This window comes from Streptomyces fuscichromogenes, assembly GCF_014645815.1.
Classification (GTDB): domain Bacteria; phylum Actinomycetota; class Actinomycetes; order Streptomycetales; family Streptomycetaceae; genus Streptomyces; species Streptomyces fuscichromogenes.
This window is the reverse complement of sequence record NZ_BMML01000025.1, coordinates 172,227-193,591: the sequence shown is the minus strand read 5'-3', so window position 1 is coordinate 193,591 and position 21,365 is coordinate 172,227. Positions and strand designations below refer to the sequence as shown.

Below are 21,365 nucleotides of genomic sequence, written 5' to 3'. Positions count from 1 at the left end.
TGTCGAGGTCCCTGTAGTCCCGCACGAATCCCGGAGGGGTCAACGCGTCGTCGGCGGCGGAGAGTTCGAGAACCACGATGTAGTTGTGGCCGTGCATGCGCGCGCACGGGTGCCACGAGGGCAGTTGGTCGAGCACGTGGCTCGCGGAGAAGTGGAACTCCTTGGTTATGGTGAACACGGTTTCCGCCTCCCTCTAACCCTGTGTCTGTGAATCACCCTGGTCCCGCACTGTAACGGCGAGTCCAGCGGACTCCGACGGCACGTCCGTGAACAGGGCCTGGTTGAGCGGTACGGCGTTCAGGAAGCGTGCCCGCTGACGTGGGTCGCCGATGCTGTCCGCCTTGCGGCGTACCTCAGCACGGGCCCGCTCCAGCAGGTCGGCGGCCTCCTCCTCGGCGTCTGCGGCCGCCAAGGCACGCGACACGTCGTACAGCACCTCCTCCGTACGCAGGGCGGGCATCGCGCCCCGCTCTTCGAGGATCGCGTAAGCAGCCCGGGCGTCCACGACCGCGCTCCGGGCATCGCCCTGCGCGAGCCGGAGACGGCTGCGCAGGCAGAACGCCGCGATGCGGCTGCGCTCCATCTTCGTGATCTCGGTCTCGACCAGGGTGTCCCCGATCAGCTGAAGCGCCAGCCTGGAGTTCTCCCCCACTGCCATGAGCACGTCCACATACAGGTTGCGGACGATGGGCACCAGGTTGACCAGCCAGGTCTCCTGAGTCTCCAGCCATGCCGCCTGGATCCGCCGGAGCGCCTCTGGTGCGCGCTCGGGTGTGCGGGAGGCGATCAGGGCCAGGAGCGCGTGGTTGTACGCGTGCCAGCCGCTGATGGTCTCGCGCTCCTCCTGGTACTCCTCCTCGAAAGCCAGCGCCCTGGTGAGAGCGGCCTCCGCCGCCTCCGTGTCGCCCATGGCGATGTGCAGTTGAGCGAGATAGTTCAGCGCTATGGGCAGTTCGCCGCGCATCGCCTCACGATTCAACCGCTCCACGCAGCGCAGCAGCCGTTGCAGGGCCTCGTCGAAGCGGCCGGCGTCGAAGAGGTTGACGCCGATCTGCATCTCGTTGAGGTTGCGCGCGTGCTGAAGGAGCGGGCTCGCGACATCGCCGAGCTCGGCCGCGGAGGCATACAGTTCCTCGGCCTCGAACAACACCCTCAGACCGGCTTCCAAGTTGCGTTTGGGCAGCTGGCGACCGTATTCGACAAGCGCCACGTAGAGCGCTTCGGTGCCCTGCGGACCGCACTCGCGGGCAAGTGCGACGGCCTCCTGGTGCTTCTCCAACGAGGGATCGAGGCCGTGCACCGCCAGCAGTGTCTTACCGCGCAGCAGTGCGGTGCGGGCCATCAGCAGCGGGTCACCGAGACGTCGGGCGGCTTCCTCGGCCTCGGCCGCGAGCGAGTCGATGCCCGGGGACGCCGCTTCGCTCCCGCTGCCCTTCCAGCGCACCTCGGTCAGGCTCAGCAGCAGTTCGGCCGCCTCCACCAGCAGGCGGTCGCGTTCCGGTTCGCCCAGGGGCAGCTGCCGGGCGGAGTCGAGGGCCGTCCGGCAGTACTTCTCGGCCTGTATGAAAGCCAGTTCGTCCACGGCCACGGACCTGGCGAGCCGGTAGTGGGCACCGGCGCTCGCGGCAGCACGGGAGGGTCCGGCCGCGCGCAGGTGGTCAGCGATCATGACACGGACCTCACGCGGCAGATCCTCGCCGGCCCGCGGCAGTCTCTCCAGTGCCTCGGCCACTTGGGCGTGCCTCAGCAGCCGCGCCCCCTCGTTCTGCTGCCCTTCGCGGATGCACGACTGGAGGGCTCGGTGCTCGAAGTCGTACCAGTCGATGTGCAGTCCGTCAGCCCAGCGGGGCATGTCCGCACGGCGCCGTTCGCGCACCAGCCCATGCTCGTCCGCAACACGGTGCAGCAGGTCCTGAACGCGGACCTGGGGGATTCCGGTCACCTCGGCGAGCGTGTGCGAGAAGAAGAACTGGCCCGCGGTGGCGCCGAGGACAAGCAGTTCCTGGACCTCGGGGTCGATCCCCCGGAAGCGTTCCCGCACCGCGTGGGGCAGTTCGTGCGGCAACGGTACGTCCGTCCCGTAGCCGGGGCGCCACAGTTTCAGGACCTGGTCCACGAAGACGGGGCGGCCGCCGGTCACCGAGTGCACCTGTGCGGCGAAGCCGGCGGGTACGTCCTGGCCCCGCAGCCTGGCCGAGACAAGGTCGCTGACGGCCCAGTCCGGCAGGGCCCCGATCCGGTGCCGGGCGATCAGCAGGTTGTGTCTCGTCTCCCACATGCGGAGCAGTTGCGCTGTCTCCGCGCCACTCGCCGTCGTCGACGTATAAGAGCCAAGACCCAGCACGAGGCTGAGCGGCTGGCCTGCGAGCTTGCGCAGCAGTATGTGCAGGAGCTCACGGCTCCCCTCGTCGAACAGCTGGACGTCATCGATCAGCAGCAGGAGCGGTGCACCGTCGCGCGCCTCCGCCAACAGCGCTTCACTGATCTGGTGGGCCATGATCGTCCGCACCGACCCTAAGCTGTCCGCCGGAATGGACCCGGTGGCGAGGGCCGACTTGACCGCCGCGGTTCCCGCGTCGACCACTCCGCCGATTCCGGGGATCGCGAGGGACACCAACGCCGGCGCGGCGGAGACAGCGCCTCGTCCCAACGCGCGGGCCCACATCGACCTGCGCTTCCCGGCACGCGAGGATGAGCTCAGTTCGGCGAGGGCATCGAGGAACGGTCCGTACTCGCCTCCCCTGCCGAGCCCTGGCACACAGCTGACCAGCACCACACGGCAGGCTCCGCCGGACGACGTCCGGTGCACCTCGGCCAGCAGGGACGATTTGCCCATGCCCGAGTCGCCCTCGACGACCAGAACACTGCTGTCGCCCTCCTCCAGCCTCCTTGCGATGCTCCCGATCACGGCCAGGCTGTCCTCACGGTCGACGAACACCGCCGCCACTGCGCGCCCCCTCATCTCGCCGGCTTCACCATGCACCACGTCAACAACGCGCGAGATCAGGGTATTTGACGCATGACGATCTACGAAGGCTTTCCGGAACCGAGCCCAGAAACCCGGCCGCCGACAGAGACATGGCCGCCCCGCCCCTTCCCGCCCCCAATGGTCGAGGCCGGCAACTCCGGGAACACGGCGTCCTGGGGACGGCCCCAGGCGGCCTCCGCCTCGTCGTCGTCAAGTGTCCTTCGCCCGACGACCAGCAGCCGGGCTCCGTACGCGGCGAGGAGGTGCTGGGCCAGTTCGGCATACCCGAGGTCGAGCAGGTCGACGTCGTCACCGGATCCTCCGACCTCCAGGTCCGCCTGCGGGTCAGGGACCAGGCCCACTTCGACGAGGTGTACTGCGAACGGCTGCTCGCCTTCGAGGGCATCCGGCACACAGCACGAGAGGCGAACAGCGCCTGCTGGTCGGGCAGGACAGCCCGATGCGGGCTCCCTTCGGTCGCCGATGAGTTTCGGTGTGCCGGACGGTCCAAGCCGGCACACCTGACAAGAGGAGAACCCGATGGGCAACACGCGCTCGCACCCGACGACTCACCTCGCCCGTCGCATGTTCGAGCTCCTGGAGCCGATCTGCCTGGTCACCTTCCTCGCCGACGAGTGCAACGAGGAACTGGCCGCACTCGGCCACCGCACCTACTGGGACGGCTACTTCGCCAGCCGCGCCGCACCACTGGGCCGCGTGCCGGCCCACGTCGTGCACGCGGCCTTCTACAACTTCGCCGACGGGGAAGTCGCACGGCACATCCCCAAAGCCTGGGAGACGATCCCGCCCGAGGCCTCCGTCGCCGCCCGGGAGCGGGGCAGCGCGGCCTCCCTGCGGCGCATCCTCGGCGACGAGCTGGCCGGCTCCCCGGGCCTGGTGCGCGCCGCGGACCTGACCACCAAGGCCGCGACGAGCGCCCCCACCGAAGGCCGGGTGATGTACGCCGGCATGCGCACCCTGGAGGTACCCGGTGATCCCGTCGCCCGGCTGTGGCATTCCGCGACCATGCTGCGCGAGCACCGCGGCGACGGGCACATCGCCGCTCTCGTCGGCGCGTGCGTCGGCGGCACGGAGGCCCACGTGCTCTCCGCCCTGGAACAGGGCATCCACCCCGCGGAGTCGTTCGGACGCATCCATCACCTGCCGAAAGCACGCCTGACCGCGGTCATGGACGGCCTGCGCGCACGCGGACTCGTCGACACCGACGGCCACTTCACCGACGCCGGCCGCGCGACCAGACAACACATCGAAACCCTCACCGACGAACTCGCCGCCCCGCCCTACGACGCCCTGTCCCCCACCGAACTCGACGAACTGATCACCGAACTCGAACCCATCACCGCGACCCTGGTGGCCACAGGCTCGCAGTGACACGGAGAGACTGCCGCAGATCCTCATGATCACAGAAGGCACAGAGCACCGACGACCTGCGGAGGACGCGGGTGTCATCGTCTGGGATCGGGGCGTACGGCGGATGACGCGACCGGAACCACACCCACCCGTCCTGCTGACGCGGCACTTGCACCGTGGCTTCGTCGCGCTGTCCGCAGCCGAGGGCCTGATCAGGGTCGTCATGTTGCAGATGGGTGTTGGCAAGGACGGCCGTACGCAGGCCGCTCCGTCTGCCCCGACCCCTCACGGCGGATCGACGAGGCCGCCGCCGACCCGCCTCCCACCGGCAAGCACGGCCGCCGCTGCTCCTTCCTCCGCACCACGGACGAGCCGGCGCTGAGAGCGCCAGCCCGCTGACCTGCACGCCCCGGGCCCACTGCCCCGCCCAGGGCTCCCACCACGCGCCGAGTCAGGGATGGAACCGCCACCGGCCTTCAGAAATGACCTCCACCGTGCCGTCCCTGACCCGAACGGCCGTCTCGTCGTCGATGAAGTAGATCGGGAAGTCCGCCCGCGCCGCGATGCGGTCGGCCCAGGCATCGTCCCGCTCGGGGAAGTCCGGCGAGTACAGGTGGGGCTTGAGATACCAGTCGAAGAGGCCGAACGGAGGCTCCACGGTCGTCGCGCCGAGCACGTGCAGGTCCGCGGTGTCCCCGATGACGTCGGCAGAGTGCTCGGTCAGGTTCCGGCTGAAGATCATTGATCCGGCGCTGACCCCCACGTAGACCCGGTTCTCCAGCGACTGCAGGAAGCCCTCGGCCAGGCCGTTGCCGGTGATGCTGCGTGCGAGGTGATAGTGGTTGCCGCCCTCGACATAGATGACGTCGGCGTTGAGCAGCCGGTCGAGCACCATCTGCCGGGGCAGGCCGTTCAGCTCCAGGACGTCGAACTCGCGCCAGCCGAGGCCGTGCAGTCGGTTCAGGTCCGCCACGAACCAACCGTGGTCCCCGGGCTCGGCGACCGACGCGGTGGGAACGTACACGACGTTCGCCGATCCGAACGGCTTTCCCAGCATGTCCCGCAGCGCATCCCGAAGTGTCTCGTTGCGCAGGCCGCTCGCCGTCAACAGAAGCTCCATCGGACGAGCCAACCACGGCGGACAGGCGCCCGCAACGAAAGCAGGCCGACGCTTCCGAGCCTTGGGAAGTGAGGGGTCACGACGGAGCACCCCTCCGCGCCCCCGAACTGCCGCCGGTGCCGCTGAAACCACGGGGTCGAGTGCGCTGAGCAGGGACTTCACCGTCCGTCGCACGCAACACCGGGCGAGGCGAAACACACCCCGCCCAGGTCGGACCGACAGGCGGAGCAGACCGGACATCGTCCGGGAACCAGGTCACCCCCGACCGGGACCGGGCGGCACCGCTGGTGCGGTGTCGCCCGGTCCCGGTGACTCCTCAGGCCCCCGTGACAGCCGTCGGGCTCTGGGCACCCGCTTCGGCCGGGGTCACGCCCTCGCGGACCCAGAGGGGCCTGAGTCGGTAGGTCAGCAGGTACAGGACCGCTCCGGCACCGGCCGCGACGAACATGCTCAGGTCGCCCGCGCCCGGGAACGCCTTGGAGAACGGTCCGGTGTAGAAGCTGGACTGCCAGAACGGGACGGAGGCGGCGACCCCGCCGGCCCAGGCCACGAAGCCCCAGTCCAGCACCCGGCGGCGGTCGTACAGCTCCGCGATCCGGGACGGGTCGGAGCGGCCGCCGAGGTAGAAGTCGAGCAGCAGTACGGCGGCGAAGGGAGCGATGAAGTAGGCGGTGAGGTTGAGGAACACCTTGAACTTGGCCTCCGTGCCCGACTCGCCCCACAGGCTGATGGCGTAGGCCAGCAGACAGATCACGGTGACCGCCTGGGCGCGGCTGACCGGGATCTTCAGGGTCTGGACGGAGATCGCGCCGCCGTAGACGTTGAGGAAGTTCTGCGCGAGCGCGGACAGGCCGACGGCGAGCAGGGCGGGGACGGCGAAGGGGCCGGCCAGTTGGTGCAGGGCGGTGATGGAGTCGGAACTGGTGGCGCTGCCGCCGACGATCACGCCGAGAACGCCGAGCCAGCAGATGGTGACGAAGTTGCCGAGGCCGGTGTACCAGGCGGTGCGGGAGACGACCTCGGGGGTGTCGGGGAGGTAGCGGGAGTAGTCGGAGGCGAACGGGGCCCAGGCGACCAGGAAGGAGAGGAACCAGCCGCCGAAGGTGATCCAGCCGCCGGTGGAGCCGATGTATCCGGAGGCGTGCGGGTCGGCGTGGAAGAAGCTGCCGCCGCGCACCACGGCCACCACGGTGATCAGCAGGAACAGCGGGGTCAGGACGTAGGTGAGCACCCTCTGCAGGTAGTTGATCATGTTGTAGCCGTAGATCGCGACGACCAGTTGGATGGCGGTGAGCAGCCCCGCGCAGAGCCAGAACGGCAGATGTGTGAGCTCGGCGAAGGCCTTGCCGCCGAGGATGACGGTGACGGCCGCCCAGCCGATCCCGGCGAAGACGTTGATGTACGCCACCGGAAGGAAGTTGCCGAAGAAACCGAGCGGACCGCGGGCCTGGATCTGCTGCGGCACCCCGAGCCGCACGCCCATGCGGGACATCACGGCCATCAGCAGCGAGCCGACCGCCGCGCCGATGACGATGGCGGTGGCGGCCGTGACGAAGCTCAGGCCGAACCAGGCCGCGCTGAAGCCGAGCAGGATGATCGGGAAGTTCAGGCCGGCCGCGAACCAGACGAAGAACTGCGAACTCGGCTTCCCGTGCCGCTCGTTGTCGGGGATGTGGTCGACACCGAAGGGTTCGACCTTGGTGACCGCGCTGCCGTACACCGGCGCCGAGGCATCGTGGGACATGACGTGCTCCTGGGGACGGAGAGAAGAGGATGCTTCAGTGGGGGGTGGGGCTGTGGGGCGCGCTGTCGGCCTACTGGAACGCCGGTACGACTTCCTTGATGAACAGCTCCAGCGACTTGCGCTTCTCCTCGTGCGACAGGCTGGTGTCGATCCAGAAGCTGAACTCGTCGACGCCGAGTTCCTGGTAGGCGCGCAGCCGTTCGATCACTTCGGCGGGGGTGCCGATCATCGCCGTCCTGTGCAGTGACTCCGGCGTGAACTCGGGGCGGCCTTCGAACTTCGACTCCGGGCTGGGGTCGAGGAACCCGTTCGTCGGGGTGGTCCGGTTGCCGAACCAGGCGTCGAAGGTGCGGTAGAACCGTCCGATCGCCTCCGCGGCCGGGCGCCATCCCTCGGGCTCGTCGGGCGAGTGCACGTGGGTGTGCCGCAGCACCATCAGCTCGGGACGCGCCACCTCGGGGTGGTTGGCCACCGCGGTGTCGAACTTCCGCTTCAGGTCGACGACTTCCTCGTCGCCCTTCATCAGCGGGGTGACCATGACGTTGCAGCCCTGGGCGACGGCGAAGTCGTGGGAGTCCGGGTCCCGGGCGGCTATCCACATGGGCGGGGTGGGCTGCTGTATCGGCTTGGGCACGCTGGTCGACGTCGGGAACTGCCAGATCTCGCCGTCGTGGGCGTAGTCGCCCTGCCACAACGCCCGGACCGCGGGCACCAGTTCGCGCAGGTGCTGACCGCCCTCGCGGGCCGAGAGGCCGCCCGCCAGCCGGTCGAACTCGAACTGGTAGGCGCCCCGGGCGATGCCCACCTCCATCCGGCCGTTGCTGATGACGTCGAGCAGCGCGCACTCACCGGCGGCGCGGATCGGGTTCCAGAACGGGGCGACGATGGTCCCGGCGCCGAGCCGGATGGTGGAGGTCCGCGCGGCCAGGTGGGCGAGGAGCGGGATGGGGCTCGGGGAGATGGTGTACTCCATCGAGTGGTGCTCGCCGATCCACACGGTGCCGAAGCCGCCGGCCTCGGCCATCAGGGTCAACTCGGTGAGATTCTCGAAGAGTCGGCGGTGGCTGACCTCCTCGTCCCAGCGCTCCATGTGCACGAACAACGAAAACCTCATGACTGCTCCTCGTCCTGCGGGCCGGCCAGGCGTCGGCTCCTGTCCTGGCCGGGGTGTTCGTCGGTGGGCGCGTCGGACGGTCCGTTGCCGGCGGCGTCCGTCTCGGTGAGGGTGACGTCGCCGGTGGCCCAGTGCGACCTGGGCACCTCGTGGACGACGACACGGATGTGTTCGGGGCGGGTGTTCGTGGTGCGCAGGACCGCGGCGTGCACTTCGTGCAGCAGGGCCCGGATCTGCTCCGGGGTGCGGCCCTCGGCGAGGGTGATGGCGACCTGCGGCATGTCGGCTCCGATCAGCTGCGCATGGTGAACGGGTCGGCCACCGGCTCTTCGCTGGTGTTGATCCACACGCTCTTGAGGCGGGTGTATTCCTTGATCGTCTCGGTGCCGTGCTCGACGCCGACGCCGCTGGTCTTGAAGCCCTGCCGCGGGGACATGGGAGACATGGCCCGGTAGGTGTTGACCCAGATGGTCCCGGCGTCGAGGCGCGCCGCCATCCGGTGTGCCCGGGCGAGGTTCGTCGTCCAGACGCCGGCCGCGAGTCCGTAGTCGGTGTCGTTGGCCAGCCGGACGACCTCCTCCTCGGTGTCGAACGGCATGACGGCGAGCACCGGACCGAAGATCTCCTCACGGACGACGCGCATGTCGTTGTCGACGTCCACGAGGATGGTGGGCTCGTAGAAGTAGCCGCCGAGGCCGCCGTCGGTGGCCTTCCCGCCGGTCAGCACCCGGGCGCCCTCGCTGCGGCCGAGGTCGACATAGCCGGCGACCTTGTCACGCTGGTCGGCGAAGGCCAGCGGGCCGAGCTCGGTCTGCGCGTCCAGGGGGTCACCGATCCGGATGGTCCTGGCTCGCTCGGCGACCCGCTCCAGCAGCTCGTCGTAGACGGACCGGTGGGCGAAGACGCGGCTGCCCGCGATGCAGGTCTGTCCGGCGGCGGCGAAGATGCCGGCCACGACGCCCATCGCCGCGTTCGCGATGTTCGCGTCCTCGAAGACGATGTTGGGGGACTTGCCGCCGAGTTCGAGCGTGGAGCCGATGAACCTGCTCGCGGTCGCCGCCGCGATCCGGGCCCCGGTGGCGGTGGAGCCGGTGAAGGAGATCTTCGCGAGATCACGGTGGTCGACCAGGGCCTGTCCGGCCTCGGCCCCGAACCCGGTGACGACGTTGACCGCGCCCGGCGGGAACCCCGCCTCCAGGGTCAGTTCCGCGAGCCTGACGACGGTCGCCGAGGTGTACTCGGACGGCTTGACCACGACCGTGTTGCCCGCGCAGAGGGCCGGTGCCAGCTTGCTGCTGGTCAGGGTCAGCGGGGAGTTCCAGGGCGTGATCGCCCCTACGACGCCCAGCGGCTCCCGGGCCGTGTAGTTCAGCACCTGGCGGTCGGAGGTCGGGATGAAGTCGCCGTGGATCTTGTCTGCGAGCCCCGCGTAGTAGTGGTAGTACTCCGGCAGGGCGGCCAGCTGTCCGCGCATCTCGCGCAGCAGTTTGCCGTTGTCCAGCGTCTCCATCCGGGCCAGGTCCTCGGCGTTCTCGGCGATCAGCTCACCGAGACGGCGCAGCAGGTGGCCCCGGCGGGTCTGGCTGAGGTCGCGCCAGCGCGGGTCCTCGAACGCGCTCCGCGCGGCGGCGACGGCCCGGTCGACGTCGACGGCGTTGCCGCGCGCCGCCCGGTAGAGGACCTCGCGGGTGGCCGGGTTGGTGCTCTCGAAGTACTCGCCGGACGCGGGCTCCACCGAAGCCCCGCCGATGAAGTGCTGCAGTGCGGTGAGGTCAGACATGAGCACACTCTCCGAGGAAGGTGGTGAGGGGGTCGACCAGCGCCTGGGGACGCTCGACGGGCAGCATGTGACGCGCCCCGGGGACGATCACCGCACGGCAGTCGGGAAGGGCCGCGGCGAGCCGCCGGGTCATCTCCGGAGTCGAGCCCGGATCGTTCTCACCCGTCACCGCGAGTGCGGGTACGGCGATGGAGCCCAGGCCCGGTCCGAGTTCCACGTCCGCCGTGGCGAACACGCGATAGCAGCCCAGGAAGGAGCCGACGTCGTTGGCGAGGAGCGTGGCCTCGGTGCGGGCCACCCGGCCGGCGTCGACGTCCGTGCCCTCGTACCACCGCTTCAGGGACGCGGCCGCGCTCGCCGCGAAGTCGGCCTCCGCGGTGCGCAGCCGGGCGAGGACGGAGGTCCGCTCCTCTTCCGTACGCTCGCACACCGAGCTGACCGAGGTCAGGGTGGCCACCAGCGCGGGCCGGTGCAGCGCCAGATGCTGGGCGACCAGCGCCCCCAGGGAGAATCCGACCAGGTGCGAGCCGGCCGGGATCTCGCCGGCCACCCCGTCGGCCAGGTCGGCGAGGGTCACTCCGGCGCCGACCGGCGGACGGTTGCCGTGGCCCGGCAGGTCGGGGGTGATCACGGTGAAGCGGTCGGCCAGCAGCGCGGCGGTGGGCTCCCACATGGTGTGGTCGAGCCCGACACCGTGCAGCAGGACCACGGTCGGCTTGCTCATCGAGCACCTACTGTTCGGTCGTGAGCGGCGCCAGGCGCTGCTGGGGGCGTCCCTGGGCCGCGGCGGCGAGCGCGATGACGATCTCGCCCGGGTGCGGTGCGTCGCTGATGCGGACTTCGAAGCTCTGGTGGTGCGAGCGGATCGTGGCGTCGGTGATGTGCTTCAGCGGGATGTCGAAGACCACGCCGGCGGGGCCGCGCTTCTCGACCGCGGGCAGCAGCGTGGTGGCGTTGGCCGCCTTGCGGAAGTGGTCGCCGAACCTGAGGGTGTGGATCAGCGCCGAGCCGTGCTCGATCTCGCCGTCCAGACCGACGATGGCGGCCTTGCCGTACGCCTCGGCGGGGGCCCCGAGGGCGTCGAGGACCGCCGGGGCCAGCAGCGCGCCGAGGTCGGAGGCGTTCGCCTCGATGCCGGGGCCCAGATCCTCGACGAAGCCCTGACCGGCCCAGGGGTTCTCGATCACCGCGGCGACGACGGCGATCCGCGCGGGACGGGCGAGTTCGCGGCCGCCCTCGGCGTGGATCTCCTCGACGACGGTGACGATCCTGCGGACGCTCATGAGGGAACAACCTCCAGGGTTTCGGTGGTGACGACGGGGTCCGTCAGGCGGTCCCCGATCCGGGGATGCGGGCGCGGCCCCGTGGACGCGGCCGCAATGACGACGATCTCGTCCGCGCGCGGCCCGTCGGACACCCGGGCGCTGATGGTCTGGTAGTGGCTGCGCGTCGCGGCATGGGTCTTGTGCCACAGGGGGATGATCAGTGACTCCCCGGCCTCGGCACGCGTGTCGGCGAAACAGATGATCGACTCGCCCTGGAGGAACTCCCGCACCAGGTTGCCGAAGTACGGGGTGTGGATGAGCGCCCCGGCGTGCTCGATCTCGCCTGCCGTGCCGACGATGGCGGCCTTTCCGAACGACTCGATCTCGTCCACACCGCCCAGGCACTGGATCAGCCGGTCGGTCAGCAGCTTCGCGAGCGCCGGGGCGACCCGAGCCTGCTCCAGGGTCAGGTCGGTGGACGGACCGGAGCCCAGCCATGGATTCCGCACGACCGCGGCGACACTCGCTCGCCACGCGGGTCGCGCGGGCGCCTCCCCCGCCTCTGTCAGGACGACGTCACGGTAGAGCACGAGCTTGCGGAGACCAATGCTCTCGTCAGTGTGTTCCAAGCTCTCTTGCATGGCACGGGACGATAGACACACACGCGGAATCCGGTCAAGGGTTACGCCCGAACAGCCTTCGCGCACCCTCCAGATCCTCCACTCGATGTCGCCAAATGGCATCTGAACTGCACACTGTTCCATTCGGTGAGCGTCGGGGCACGGTCCGCAGCCACTGGACTATTGACGCTCCTTCACTGGCATGCCTTACTGCTTCTTGTATGCCAGAGCCGCCGGGGAGGCAGCACTGTGGAAGGGAAAGAGATGGCGCACACCGACGCCCGTCGAGAGCTGATCGAGAAGGTATGGGCCGATGCCTGGCGGCAGGGCGACGTCGACGCACTGGACGCGCTGCTGAGCCCTGCCTACCTGCGCCACGGGGCGGACCCGCACCCGGAGAACCTCGATGCCTTCAAGGCGGCGATCGTCTCCACTCGCGCGGCGTTCCCGGATCTGACCACCGTCATCGACGACATCGTGATCGAAGGTGACAGGGCCGCGATCCGCTGGCACAGCAGCGGAACACACGAGAACTCCTTCCTCGGTGTCCCGCCCACCAAGCGCCGCGTCGACATCAGCGGCGCCACGTTCGCCCGCTTCGAGGGGGACCGGATCGTCGAGGAGCACGTGACCTGGGACCCCCGGGCGCTGCTCGCGGCGCTGGGCATCATCAGCGTGGGACAGGACTGACGTTCAAGATGACAGGGAGCACCCTCATGACCGCGATCGCCCCCACGCCCGACATCGACGTGATGAAGCGGGTGAACCGCCAGTTCGTCACCGGCGTCACGGTCGTGACCGCCATGGACGGCGAGATCCCGAGGGGGCTGGCCGTCAACGCGTTCTCCAGCATCTCGCTCGACCCGCCCACGGTGATGGTGTGCGTCCAGCACACCTCGTCCACCCATGACTGCCTGTTCCGGGCGGATCACCTCGCGATCAACATCCTGTCCACCGACCAGCTCGACGTCGTCGGAAGGTTCGCGAGCAAGGCCGCGGACAAGTTCCAGGACCTGGACTGGGAGAGCGGCCCGTTCGGCAGCCCGCTGATCGCCCGGAGCAGCGCACAGATGGAAGTACGGATCCGCGAGCGGCTCCGGGCCAGCACCCACACCATCTTCATCTGCCGAGTGGTGCACGCCGCGGTCACCGAACTCCATCCCATGGTCTACAGCGCGGGCAGGTTCTTCGACGGCGGAGCACTCACGACTCTGGGATGATCCAGCGAGCAGCACGGCAGATGGAGGAGGACTCGGTGAATCGCGCGACAAGCGAACCGGAGGGGGGGTCCCCCCGGCCGAAGGCCGGGGGAGGATCGATGCAGGCCACGGTGATCGCCGAAATGCGCAGGCGCATCATCAAAGGCGATGTCGACCCCGGAGCCTCCCTGTCGGAGACCGCCCTCGCCGAGGAGTTCGGCGTGAGCCGTACGCCGGTACGCGAAGCCCTCAAGCAGCTGCAGACCGAAGGGCTCGTCGAGATCCGGCCCCGCGTCGGGACATTCGTCACCGTCCCTTCCCGCCGTGAGATCACGGAACTCTTCGAGATGAAGGAACTCCTGGAAGGCGCGGCCGCCCGCCTTCTCGCCCAACGCGGTCGGGTCCCGGAGATCGACTCCCTCGAACGAAACCTGCGCGAGGCCGACGCAGCGGTGGCGAAGGACGACCGGGAACGGTACGCGGTGCTGGTCCAGGAGTTCCACGACCTGCTCATAGCCGGCTCCGACAACAGCAAGCTGCAGGCCCACTACCGGATCCTGATGAACCAACTCGCGTACTCCCGGCTGGTGAACACCTCGTTGAGCCAGCCGGGCCGCGCCATCCAGTCCGACCGTGAGCACCACCTCGTCCTGGAACTGATCCTGGAGAAGGACGGCGACAGCGCCGAGCGCGTCATGCGTGAGCATGTGCGGGCCAGCCGGAGCGCCCTACTGGCAGGCCTGCCCATCGCAGGCCGGCACGAGGGGTTCGAGGGGAAAGGTTCCTGATCGACCAGACAGCCGGCCGGCCGGCTCGACGTCGGTCGAGCGATGCGTCAACCGGCCCCGTCAGTGGCCCGGTTCGGTCGTGCGCACGGGCGAGGTCACGATCGGCACCGTGCTTGCGCAGTCACCCGCCGAAGCACGACTCACGTCGACATCACGGCCAAGGGCGTCGAGGCAACGGACCTGCCGGTGCCCGCCCGTACGCCGAGTGCACGCCTCGTGGCGGGGCCGGTTGCCTCCCTCACGTCGGCCACCCTGTGGGGCCCTGTTCGAAGACGGACCCCACAGGGTCACGGCCCGCGGCCGGTCTGTCGGGCTCCGCGGCGGTCGTCCGGCCTTCGGCGCCGTTCCGTCAGGCGCTGTCGGCCGGGCGGCGTGTCCGGCGTGGGCGCCGGCCCGGCCGGGGGACGGAGCCCAGCAGAGCCCGGGTGTACGGATGCCACGGTGTCGTGAGGATCTGGGCCTGGACGGAGACGTCGAGGGCGGCGACCGCCTCGTCCAGGAGCAGGATGTCGGGTTCCACGGCCGGCGCGCGGGCGATGGCGGCACGCTGGCGCTGACCGCCGGAGAGCCGGGCGGGCCGGGCGTCGGCGAGCCCCGGCAGCCCGACCGTGTCCACCAGTTCGGTGACGCGCGCCGCCGTGGCCGAGCCGGCGGGCGTGCAGGCGCAGCAGTTCGGCCAGTCCGGCCCCGATGGTCTGGCGGGGGCGAGGGCTTCGCCCCGGCGCACCCGGAAGGTGACGTCCTCGCAGGCCGTCACGTGGTCGCGTCGTACGGCACAGCGTTTGGTCAGGCCGCTGACCTCCAGCAGAACGGTCACACTTCCTCCCTCGTCCGGTCGAGGTCACCGGCGAGTTCGTCGGCGCGGTGGCAGGCGACGGCGACCGGCACGCCCACCGGCGCGCGCCGACTGTGAGACAACTCGGGCGGATGTCTTCGTCGCACTCGTGGACAGTCTCCAAGTCGGCGAGTACCTCGGGGGTCAGTTCGTCCCCGGCCTGTAAGCGAAGGCGGCCGCATCCTGCACTCGGGCGACCTCCTTACGCTCGGGACCGGTCGTCAGCACGATGTGATAACGACCGTCGATGAGTAGGGCCATATTCTTTGCGAATACGTCCTTCCCGTCTTCGGCTTGCCAAGTGAACCGCCCCACGGCTTCGATGCGCTTGCCGACTGTGGCCGTACTCAGCCCTTCCGCAGTACTCCAGCTCGTCTCCCGATAGGGCTGCAGTTCCGGTTCGACCTCGCGCTGATAGGCCATGGGGTCCTTGGAGCCTGCCGTGGCGAGGTCACGGCCGGGGACGACAGTGAGCGTGTAGGCGCCCTGGGTGTATCGATATTGCCCGGAAGCATTCTTGGCATGTTGCTTCCAACCCGCCGGAACGGCCGTGCTGAACTCGGGCTGCTGAACATGTACGTATCCGCTACTGGACGAGGGCGACGGCGTAGGCGTTGTGGCTGAATGTGTTGAGCGTCCCTGCGACAGGCCATGCGCATGCTGTCCAGCGGCGTCCAGGTATCTCGCTCCGAGAGGAGCGGCCGCAAGAAGCACCGTGGCCGTCAGCCAGCTCCAACGCCTCCATCTCCCGACCCCTGGGTCCGGTGACTCGCCGGGCAGTTGCCGTCGACCCGATGTCGAGCCGTCGTCCGGTGCCCGTACTGGGAGCGTCCCCCTGTGCCTGCCGCGCGACCGGTTCCCCGACCGCCGACCCGGCAGATCAATGACGAGTGGTCCGGGATCGACCGGCAGAGGCGGCGGTCCCTTGCCGATCACCACCGTTTCGGCACCACCGTCCATCAGGCCTTCCGATGAGGGGGGCGCACCGTGAGCGCCGCCCATGAGCTTCGGCAGCGGGGAGTCGAGCTGGTGCGAGGGCTCGTGTCCGTCCGGTCCGCGGGTCGACGCCGTCTTCGCGCGGTTGCGTACCAGGGCGATGACGTGTCCGGCGTTGCGTGCCCTCTGCTGCGGCAGCGGCCGGGACTTTGCCTCCAGTTCCCTGCGCACATGCCAGAACAGTGCCTCCATCTCCAGTGGATCCGAGGCGCCCGGGACCCCGAACTCCAGGGCCTTGAGCAGCTCGCCAGTGAAGGCTGTATAGGTCTCACCTTGGGGCGCCCAGGCGAGTTTGGTCTCAGCGGAGGCCGTTATCAGGTAAGTGCCCTCGACCAAGGCGTGGTTGGCCACATCCACGGCGGGTCCCATGTGGCCGACCAGCGCACGGCCGCTGTAACAGCAGTCCAGAATCACCACCTTCCGGGTTGCTGTACAGGTGTCGACCAACTGTTGGCGCACGCCCTCATATGCCACGGCGCGATAGAGGCGCTCGGCGTGTGCGGTGGGCAAGGCCAGATGGAGCTCACCGCTGGCAGAGACCAGCCCGTGTCCCGCGAAGTACACGACGAAGGCGTCTTGCGCCTCGGACGCGGCATCGTGCACCGCGTCCAACACCGCCTCGGGAGAAGAGGGATTGAGCAGGACCGTGCACTGCTCGGGGTTTCTCAGTCCCCACAGATCCGGGTCTCCCAGAACCTTCGCCAGACGGCTGATGTTGTTCGTCACCGACGGAAGATCGGGCAGTACGGCGTAGTCGGCCACTCCGACGAGCACGGCACGGGATCTGGCCGGGTCGGGTAACCGCCTCACCGACCGCCCTCCGTTCCATCACCGGCTGCCCCCGGTTCCTCGTGCCGGTCTCTACCGGGCGTCGGCTGCAGCGCCTGCACAATGCGCCGGATGGTCTCCTCCGACGCGTCGTCCACGGTGAGTGGCCTGTCGACGGCCGTGACGGTGATGGTGATCGGCGGCGCGGCCGGACGCGCCGTGCGCCAGGCGGCGTACGACATGGCCAGGTTCAGGGCCGAGAACCCCTGGCTGACGACCATGTCGATGATCTCGACTGCCCCCATGGCCCCGCCCGGCCGGCCACTCGGCATCAGTTCCACCGTCGCGTGGCGTCGCACATCGGGATCCTGCCTCAGCCACCGGTAGAGGTCGGATACGGTTTCTTGGCCGTCTTCGGCCGTCGTCGCCACCCGGATGCGCATGTTTTCCCCCTGCCTTTCCTTCTCGCCCACGATAGGGAAGGTTCGGCCGACCGGGAGCGAAAACGTCCGCGAGGCCCGGGTTCTCCTGCCGTTGGTCTACGACGGTCAGCACAATGAGCTGAGTTGTCGGTGTGCGAACAGGCAGCAGGCGAGTTCGGGGAATGCCTCATGGATGTCGGCCCCGCGTTCCCAGCAGAGGCACAGACGTCGGAAGCCGTGGAGCCACGCGCAGCTACGCTGCACGACCCGGCGGCAGCCGCCCGGTCCCGTGCCGCGCAGTGCGCCGCGGCGGGCGACAGCCGGCACGATGTCGCGGGAGCGAACCTGGTTCTCGGTAGACGTCATGGTCGTAGCCTCGGTCGGCGAAGAGGGGGTGCGGCTTGCGGCGGGGACGCCCGCCGCGGCCACAGACCGGCGCGATCGCATCGAGCGGCGGCGGCAGTTGGGCGACGTCGTTCCGGCGTGGTTCAACCGCCACGAGGGCTACCGGCGCCTGGCCGGCATCCTCGCCTACGGTGCCGTCCCGGTCGCCGTCGCCGCTGCTCCGCCTGGTGCCGTCGGTGTGGCGAAAGATTGGCGATCTGCTGGTCTGTCTCTCTCGGTTTGCTGGGCTGCCTCTCAACCGCGCGTTCCTAGGGTCGTCGTTGTCCCTCTCCCCGGGGGTCGGGCTCGACAGACCCCGAACCCGCAAGTGATTCACCAGTGTTTGGAGACACCCTGATGCGTGCTCTGCCCCGTCGTGCCCTGCTCGCCGCTCCCGCCGCCGTGCTGATGTTCGCACTGGTCGCCTGTGGCGGCGCGTCCGATTCCGACTCCGGCAGCCCGAAGGCCGCGGACACCCGGCAGTCGGCCCAGAGCGCGGGTGCCGCCGCGGGCGACACCGATGACGAGACCGAGCCGCCGCTGACCGGTGACATCAAGCAGAAGGCCGAGGCCGCCGCGCTCGCCGAGTACCCGGGCACCGTCGTGAAGTCCGAGGAGGACGCGGAGAAGCCCGGCATGTACGCGGTCGAGGTGAAGCAGCAGGACGGCACCTCCATCGAGGTCTACCTCGACAAGTCCTTCAAGGTCACCGACACCAAGAAGGAGGGCACCGAGGAGACCGACGACGCCAGTTGACGGACCCGGCCCGAGCTTCCGGAAAGGACGGACCGATGCCGGCCGAACCCGAGCACACCTCAGCGCACCCCACGGACGTGGCCGGGACGGCGATCCCGCGAACGGAGCCGGACGCGCAGGCACCGGGTGGCTACGGTGGCCGATTCGCGGACGACGCCTTCGACTGTCCGTCACCGTCGGCCGGGCACGCCTGGTCCGCCGTCCCGGCGCCGGCCGCGGAGACCGGTGAGTCCGTCGCTCCGCTGCCGGTGCCGCTGCCGCTGCCGGTGCCGGGCACGGACAGCGGCACCGCCCGGGGGCGGGCGCGAAAGGCCGGTGACCGGTGGCTGGCGGCTGTCCGGCACCGCTCCGCTCTGACCGCCACCGTCGCGCTGATCGCCCTGGCGGGCTTCGGGTTCGCGCTGTTCACGGTCGGCGACACGGTCTCCGCCACCCCCACGCCCGGCGGCACCGCCCAGGTCTCCGCGCCGAAGGCGCCGCCCGAACAGCCGGTGCAGCCGGTGCAGCCGGTGCCGTTCAGGCTGGCCGGGTCGGCCGTCTCTGCCGCGCCGCCCGCGCAGACGAGCCCGCTGCCGGGCGCCGACAACGGCCGGGAGCAGGACGGCGAGCACGGCGGGAGGAGCAGGGACGCGAGGACGGTGCCGGCGACGGCGACGGCACCGACGACTGACTCCCGGGTCGGCATCTCCCGCCGCCCCGCCATCACCGTCCCGCCGCCGCCCGGCCATCGCCGCCCGCCGTCACCACCCAGCCATCACCACCCCGCCCACACCCCCCGGCCATCACCACCCCACCCTCACCACCCGGCCGACTGCCACCACCCGTCCCTGTCGGCCGGACGGCACGGCCGGGTCCACCTCGTCCCGTACGTCTCCCTGGTCCCGGGCGGCTTCCCATGAACGCTTCAACTCACCTGGCACAGCTGTGCGAGCCTTGCGCCATGCGGCTGCTGCTCATCGAAGACGACGACCGAATCGCCGGCCCCCTCACCGAAGGACTGGGGCGCTACGGGTTCACCGTGGACCACGTCCGCACCGGTGCCGCCGGGCTCGCCGACACCGTGGCCGTGCCGGATCTGGTGCTGCTGGACCTCGGCCTGCCCGACATGGACGGTCTGGACGTCTGCCGCAGCCTGCGGGCCCGCTCCGCCGTCCCCATCATCATGATCACAGCGCGGGGCGAGGAAGCCGACCGCATCGTCGGCCTCGAACTCGGCGCCGACGACTACCTCGCCAAACCCTTCGGCGTACGGGAGTTGATAGCCCGGATCCGCGCCGTCAACCGCCGGGCCGGAGCCCCCGCCTACCTGCCCGGCGGACCGCCGGCGGAGTCGGACGCGCGTCAGCCGGCCGACGCGGCCCGACGGCCGGGCCCGCTCGGCCCGCTGGTCATCGACCGCCGTACGCGCGAAGTCCGCCTCGACGGGCGGGAGGTGGCCCTGACGCCGAGGGAGTTCGACCTGCTGGCCTACCTCGCGGAGGATCCCGGGACGGTGCACTCGCGTCAGCAGATCATGGACACGGTGTGGGATCCGCACTTCTTCGGCCCCACCAAGACCCTTGACGCCCATGTCGCGGCCCTGCGCCGCAAGCTCGGCGACGCAGGCTGGATCACCACCGCCCGCGGGGTCGGCTTCCGGCTCACCGTCCCCCGCGAGCACGGCGACGAGGCGGCCGGATGACGCGGCGCCTGCTGCTCAGCTACCTCGGCCTGGCCCTGCTCGTGCTGGTGGGCCTGGAGGTCCCCCTCGGCTTCGTCTACGCCCGCGGTGAGACCTCCCGCTTCTCGCAGAGTGTGGAGCGGGATGCCGCCATGCTCGCGGAGGTGACCGAGGAGAACATCGAGAAGGGCAACCTGGACGCGCTGCCCGACGTGATCGGCGACTACGCCGAGCGCACCGGCGGCCGCGTCGTCGTCACCGACAGACGGGGCATCGTCCTGGCCGACTCCCATCCCGCCGCTCCCGTCGGCGGCGATCTCGCCGCCCAGCGGGACATCGCCCGCGCGCTGCGCAACCAGCCCACCGTCACCACGACCACCGACGCCGACGGCGACGACGTGCTGTCGGCCACCATGCCCGGTGCCTCCGGTACCACCGTGCGCGGCGCCCTGCGCCTGACCTACCCCCTGTCCGAGGTGACCGCCCGTGTGCACCGCATCTGGGGCGCCCTCGCCCTGGCCGGCGGCTGCGTCCTGGCCGTGGTCGCGTTGGTCGCCTTCAGCCTGGCCAGGTGGATCACCCGCCCCCTGCGCACCCTGGAGGCGGCCACCGCCCAGCTCGCCGACGGCCGGCTCACCGACCCGCCCGACGCCACCGTGGGACCGCCGGAACTGCGCAGTCTGGCCGCCTCCTTCACCCGTACCGCCACCCGGCTGCAGCACCTGCTCGGAGCCCAGCAGGCGTTCGCCTCGGAGGCCTCCCACCAGCTCAAGACCCCGTTGACCGCGCTGCGGCTGCGGCTGGAGAACTTCGAGCCCCACCTCGACCCGCGTGCCCACCCCAGCCTCGAAGAAGCCGTCGGCGAGGTCGAACGCCTGGGCCGCATGGTGCAGGGCCTGCTCGCCCTCGCCCGGCTGGAGAACACCGCCACCACCCCTGAACCCGTCGACCTCGACGCCGTGGTGACCGACCGGGTCGCGATGTGGGAGCCGCTGGCCGCCGAGCAGTACGTCGCCATCGACATCACCGGCCCTGCCGTCGGACGTGTGTGGGCGATCCCGGGAGCCCTGGAGCAGGTCATCGACAACCTTCTCGCCAACGCCCTGCGCGTCTCCCCGCCCAGCACCACCGTCACCCTCCACCGCGCCCCCGGTACCGAGCTCCACGTCATCGACCAGGGACCGGGCATGAGCGAGGCCGACCGCGCACGAGCCTTCGACCGCTTCTGGCGTGCCTCCGGCTCCCACCACGACGGCACGGGCCTCGGCCTGCCCATCGTCCGCCATCTCGTCGACGCCTCCGGCGGCACCATCACCCTGCGCCCCGCGCCCGGTACCGGCCTGGACGCCCATGTCCGGCTGCGCCCCGTCACCCCGCACCCGCGCGGTCCGCGTACGACGGGTGGCGGATCCCCCCTTCTGCGTCCGGTGCCGAGAACGCGTGCCGTCACCCGCGGCCCGCGACCTGACCGAAGCCGGGCATGGCCGACAGACGAAACGGCACGGGGCCGGCCATGACGATCGCGGGCCGGATCGCCGGCCGGCAGGGCCCGATGCGCGGCGGCCGCACCGACCG

General features: G+C 70.1%; 22 protein-coding genes and 2 pseudogenes. 9 read left to right on the top strand and 15 right to left on the bottom strand.

What is annotated here, in order from left to right; all coding sequences use genetic code 11:
- The 3 genes from IEZ11_RS39875 to IEZ11_RS52865 all read right to left on the bottom strand — a co-directional run.
- The coding region (locus IEZ11_RS39875; RefSeq protein ID WP_189267921.1) for a 6-pyruvoyl trahydropterin synthase family protein at positions 1-178 on the bottom strand (178 nt) is incomplete at its 3' end.
- Between the two features lie 15 nt (positions 179-193).
- The gene (locus IEZ11_RS39870; RefSeq protein WP_189267920.1) at positions 194-2,962 is read right to left on the bottom strand and encodes an AAA family ATPase; all 2,769 of its coding nucleotides are present in this window, start codon (positions 2,960-2,962) and stop codon (positions 194-196) included.
- 65 nt (positions 2,963-3,027) lie between these two features.
- A complete protein-coding gene (locus tag IEZ11_RS52865; RefSeq protein ID WP_229713647.1) occupies positions 3,028-3,381 on the bottom strand; it encodes a hypothetical protein in 354 nt (117 codons plus the stop codon).
- A 127-nt stretch (positions 3,382-3,508) separates the two neighbouring features.
- On the opposite strand from IEZ11_RS52865, the gene IEZ11_RS39860 reads away from it, so the two are divergent.
- Positions 3,509-4,360, top strand: a complete 852-nt coding sequence (locus IEZ11_RS39860; protein WP_229713646.1) for an SCO6745 family protein — start codon at positions 3,509-3,511, stop codon at positions 4,358-4,360.
- A gap of 430 nt (positions 4,361-4,790) precedes the next feature.
- On the opposite strand, the gene IEZ11_RS39855 is transcribed toward IEZ11_RS39860, so the two are convergent.
- On the bottom strand, positions 4,791-5,459 hold the full coding sequence (locus IEZ11_RS39855; protein ID WP_189267919.1) for a Type 1 glutamine amidotransferase-like domain-containing protein: 669 nt from the start codon (positions 5,457-5,459) through the stop codon (positions 4,791-4,793).
- A gap of 26 nt (positions 5,460-5,485) precedes the next feature.
- On the opposite strand from IEZ11_RS39855, the pseudogene IEZ11_RS52615 reads away from it, so the two are divergent.
- A pseudogene (locus IEZ11_RS52615) lies at positions 5,486-5,608 on the top strand (pirin family protein); the annotation flags it as partial.
- Positions 5,609-5,775: 167 nt separating this feature from the next.
- Here IEZ11_RS52615 and IEZ11_RS39850 read toward each other — a convergent pair.
- From IEZ11_RS39850 to IEZ11_RS39820, 7 genes are all read right to left on the bottom strand, one after another.
- Positions 5,776-7,203, bottom strand: coding sequence for a purine-cytosine permease family protein (locus tag IEZ11_RS39850; RefSeq protein WP_189267918.1), 1,428 nt, complete (start codon positions 7,201-7,203; stop codon positions 5,776-5,778).
- A 70-nt stretch (positions 7,204-7,273) separates the two neighbouring features.
- Positions 7,274-8,317 carry an LLM class flavin-dependent oxidoreductase gene (locus IEZ11_RS39845; protein ID WP_189267917.1) on the bottom strand — a complete coding sequence of 348 codons (1,044 nt, stop codon included), beginning with the start codon at positions 8,315-8,317 and terminating at the stop codon, positions 7,274-7,276.
- Positions 8,314-8,598, bottom strand: a complete 285-nt coding sequence (locus tag IEZ11_RS39840) for a tautomerase family protein (RefSeq protein ID WP_189267916.1) — start codon at positions 8,596-8,598, stop codon at positions 8,314-8,316. The genes IEZ11_RS39845 and IEZ11_RS39840 overlap by 4 nt, the downstream gene beginning before the upstream one ends.
- 11 nt (positions 8,599-8,609) lie before the next feature.
- A complete protein-coding gene (locus tag IEZ11_RS39835) occupies positions 8,610-10,097 on the bottom strand; it encodes an aldehyde dehydrogenase (protein WP_189267915.1) in 1,488 nt (495 codons plus the stop codon).
- Positions 10,090-10,821, bottom strand: a complete 732-nt coding sequence (locus tag IEZ11_RS39830) for an alpha/beta fold hydrolase (protein WP_189267914.1) — start codon at positions 10,819-10,821, stop codon at positions 10,090-10,092. The genes IEZ11_RS39835 and IEZ11_RS39830 overlap by 8 nt, the downstream gene beginning before the upstream one ends.
- A gap of 7 nt (positions 10,822-10,828) precedes the next feature.
- The gene (locus IEZ11_RS39825) at positions 10,829-11,380 is read right to left on the bottom strand and encodes an amino acid synthesis family protein (protein ID WP_189267913.1); all 552 of its coding nucleotides are present in this window, start codon (positions 11,378-11,380) and stop codon (positions 10,829-10,831) included.
- Positions 11,377-12,003 carry an amino acid synthesis family protein gene (locus IEZ11_RS39820; RefSeq protein WP_189267912.1) on the bottom strand — a complete coding sequence of 209 codons (627 nt, stop codon included), beginning with the start codon at positions 12,001-12,003 and terminating at the stop codon, positions 11,377-11,379. Before IEZ11_RS39820 ends, IEZ11_RS39825 begins: the two co-directional genes overlap by 4 nt.
- A 243-nt stretch (positions 12,004-12,246) precedes the next feature.
- On the opposite strand from IEZ11_RS39820, the gene IEZ11_RS39815 reads away from it, so the two are divergent.
- The 3 genes from IEZ11_RS39815 to IEZ11_RS39805 all read left to right on the top strand — a co-directional run bounded on the left by IEZ11_RS39815 (position 12,247) and on the right by IEZ11_RS39805 (position 13,969).
- Positions 12,247-12,672, top strand: coding sequence for an ester cyclase (locus IEZ11_RS39815; protein WP_189267911.1), 426 nt, complete (start codon positions 12,247-12,249; stop codon positions 12,670-12,672).
- A gap of 26 nt (positions 12,673-12,698) precedes the next feature.
- On the top strand, positions 12,699-13,202 hold the full coding sequence (locus tag IEZ11_RS39810) for a flavin reductase family protein (RefSeq protein ID WP_189267910.1): 504 nt from the start codon (positions 12,699-12,701) through the stop codon (positions 13,200-13,202).
- A gap of 98 nt (positions 13,203-13,300) precedes the next feature.
- Positions 13,301-13,969, top strand: coding sequence for a GntR family transcriptional regulator (locus IEZ11_RS39805; protein WP_189267909.1), 669 nt, complete (start codon positions 13,301-13,303; stop codon positions 13,967-13,969).
- Positions 13,970-14,318: 349 nt separating this feature from the next.
- Here the strand turns inward: IEZ11_RS39805 and IEZ11_RS39800 are convergent, their stop codons facing one another.
- The 4 genes and pseudogenes from IEZ11_RS39800 to IEZ11_RS51435 form a co-directional block, all read right to left on the bottom strand.
- The gene (locus IEZ11_RS39800) at positions 14,319-14,786 is read right to left on the bottom strand and encodes an ATP-binding cassette domain-containing protein (RefSeq protein ID WP_308426581.1); all 468 of its coding nucleotides are present in this window, start codon (positions 14,784-14,786) and stop codon (positions 14,319-14,321) included.
- A 162-nt stretch (positions 14,787-14,948) separates the two neighbouring features.
- The gene (locus IEZ11_RS39795; protein ID WP_268239952.1) at positions 14,949-16,574 is read right to left on the bottom strand and encodes a caspase family protein; all 1,626 of its coding nucleotides are present in this window, start codon (positions 16,572-16,574) and stop codon (positions 14,949-14,951) included.
- A gap of 32 nt (positions 16,575-16,606) precedes the next feature.
- Entirely contained in the window at positions 16,607-17,041 is a 435-nt protein-coding gene (locus tag IEZ11_RS39790; protein WP_189267907.1) for an effector-associated constant component EACC1, read from the bottom strand.
- A gap of 75 nt (positions 17,042-17,116) precedes the next feature.
- A pseudogene (locus IEZ11_RS51435) lies at positions 17,117-17,474 on the bottom strand (transposase family protein); the annotation flags it as partial.
- A 257-nt stretch (positions 17,475-17,731) separates the two neighbouring features.
- Here IEZ11_RS51435 and IEZ11_RS39785 point away from each other — a divergent pair.
- The 4 genes from IEZ11_RS39785 to IEZ11_RS39770 are packed head-to-tail and all read left to right on the top strand — an operon-like array spanning position 17,732 to position 21,307.
- On the top strand, positions 17,732-18,130 hold the full coding sequence (locus tag IEZ11_RS39785) for a PepSY domain-containing protein (protein WP_189267906.1): 399 nt from the start codon (positions 17,732-17,734) through the stop codon (positions 18,128-18,130).
- A 35-nt stretch (positions 18,131-18,165) separates the two neighbouring features.
- Complete coding sequence (locus tag IEZ11_RS39780; protein WP_189267905.1) at positions 18,166-19,029, top strand: hypothetical protein; 864 nt, start codon at positions 18,166-18,168, stop codon at positions 19,027-19,029.
- Between the two features lie 41 nt (positions 19,030-19,070).
- The gene (locus IEZ11_RS39775; protein ID WP_189267904.1) at positions 19,071-19,811 is read left to right on the top strand and encodes a response regulator transcription factor; all 741 of its coding nucleotides are present in this window, start codon (positions 19,071-19,073) and stop codon (positions 19,809-19,811) included.
- Positions 19,808-21,307: a sensor histidine kinase gene (locus IEZ11_RS39770; RefSeq protein ID WP_189267903.1), complete on the top strand. Its 1,500-nt coding sequence runs from the start codon at positions 19,808-19,810 to the stop codon at positions 21,305-21,307. Before IEZ11_RS39775 ends, IEZ11_RS39770 begins: the two co-directional genes overlap by 4 nt.
- The last annotated feature ends 58 nt before the right edge of the window (positions 21,308-21,365 follow it).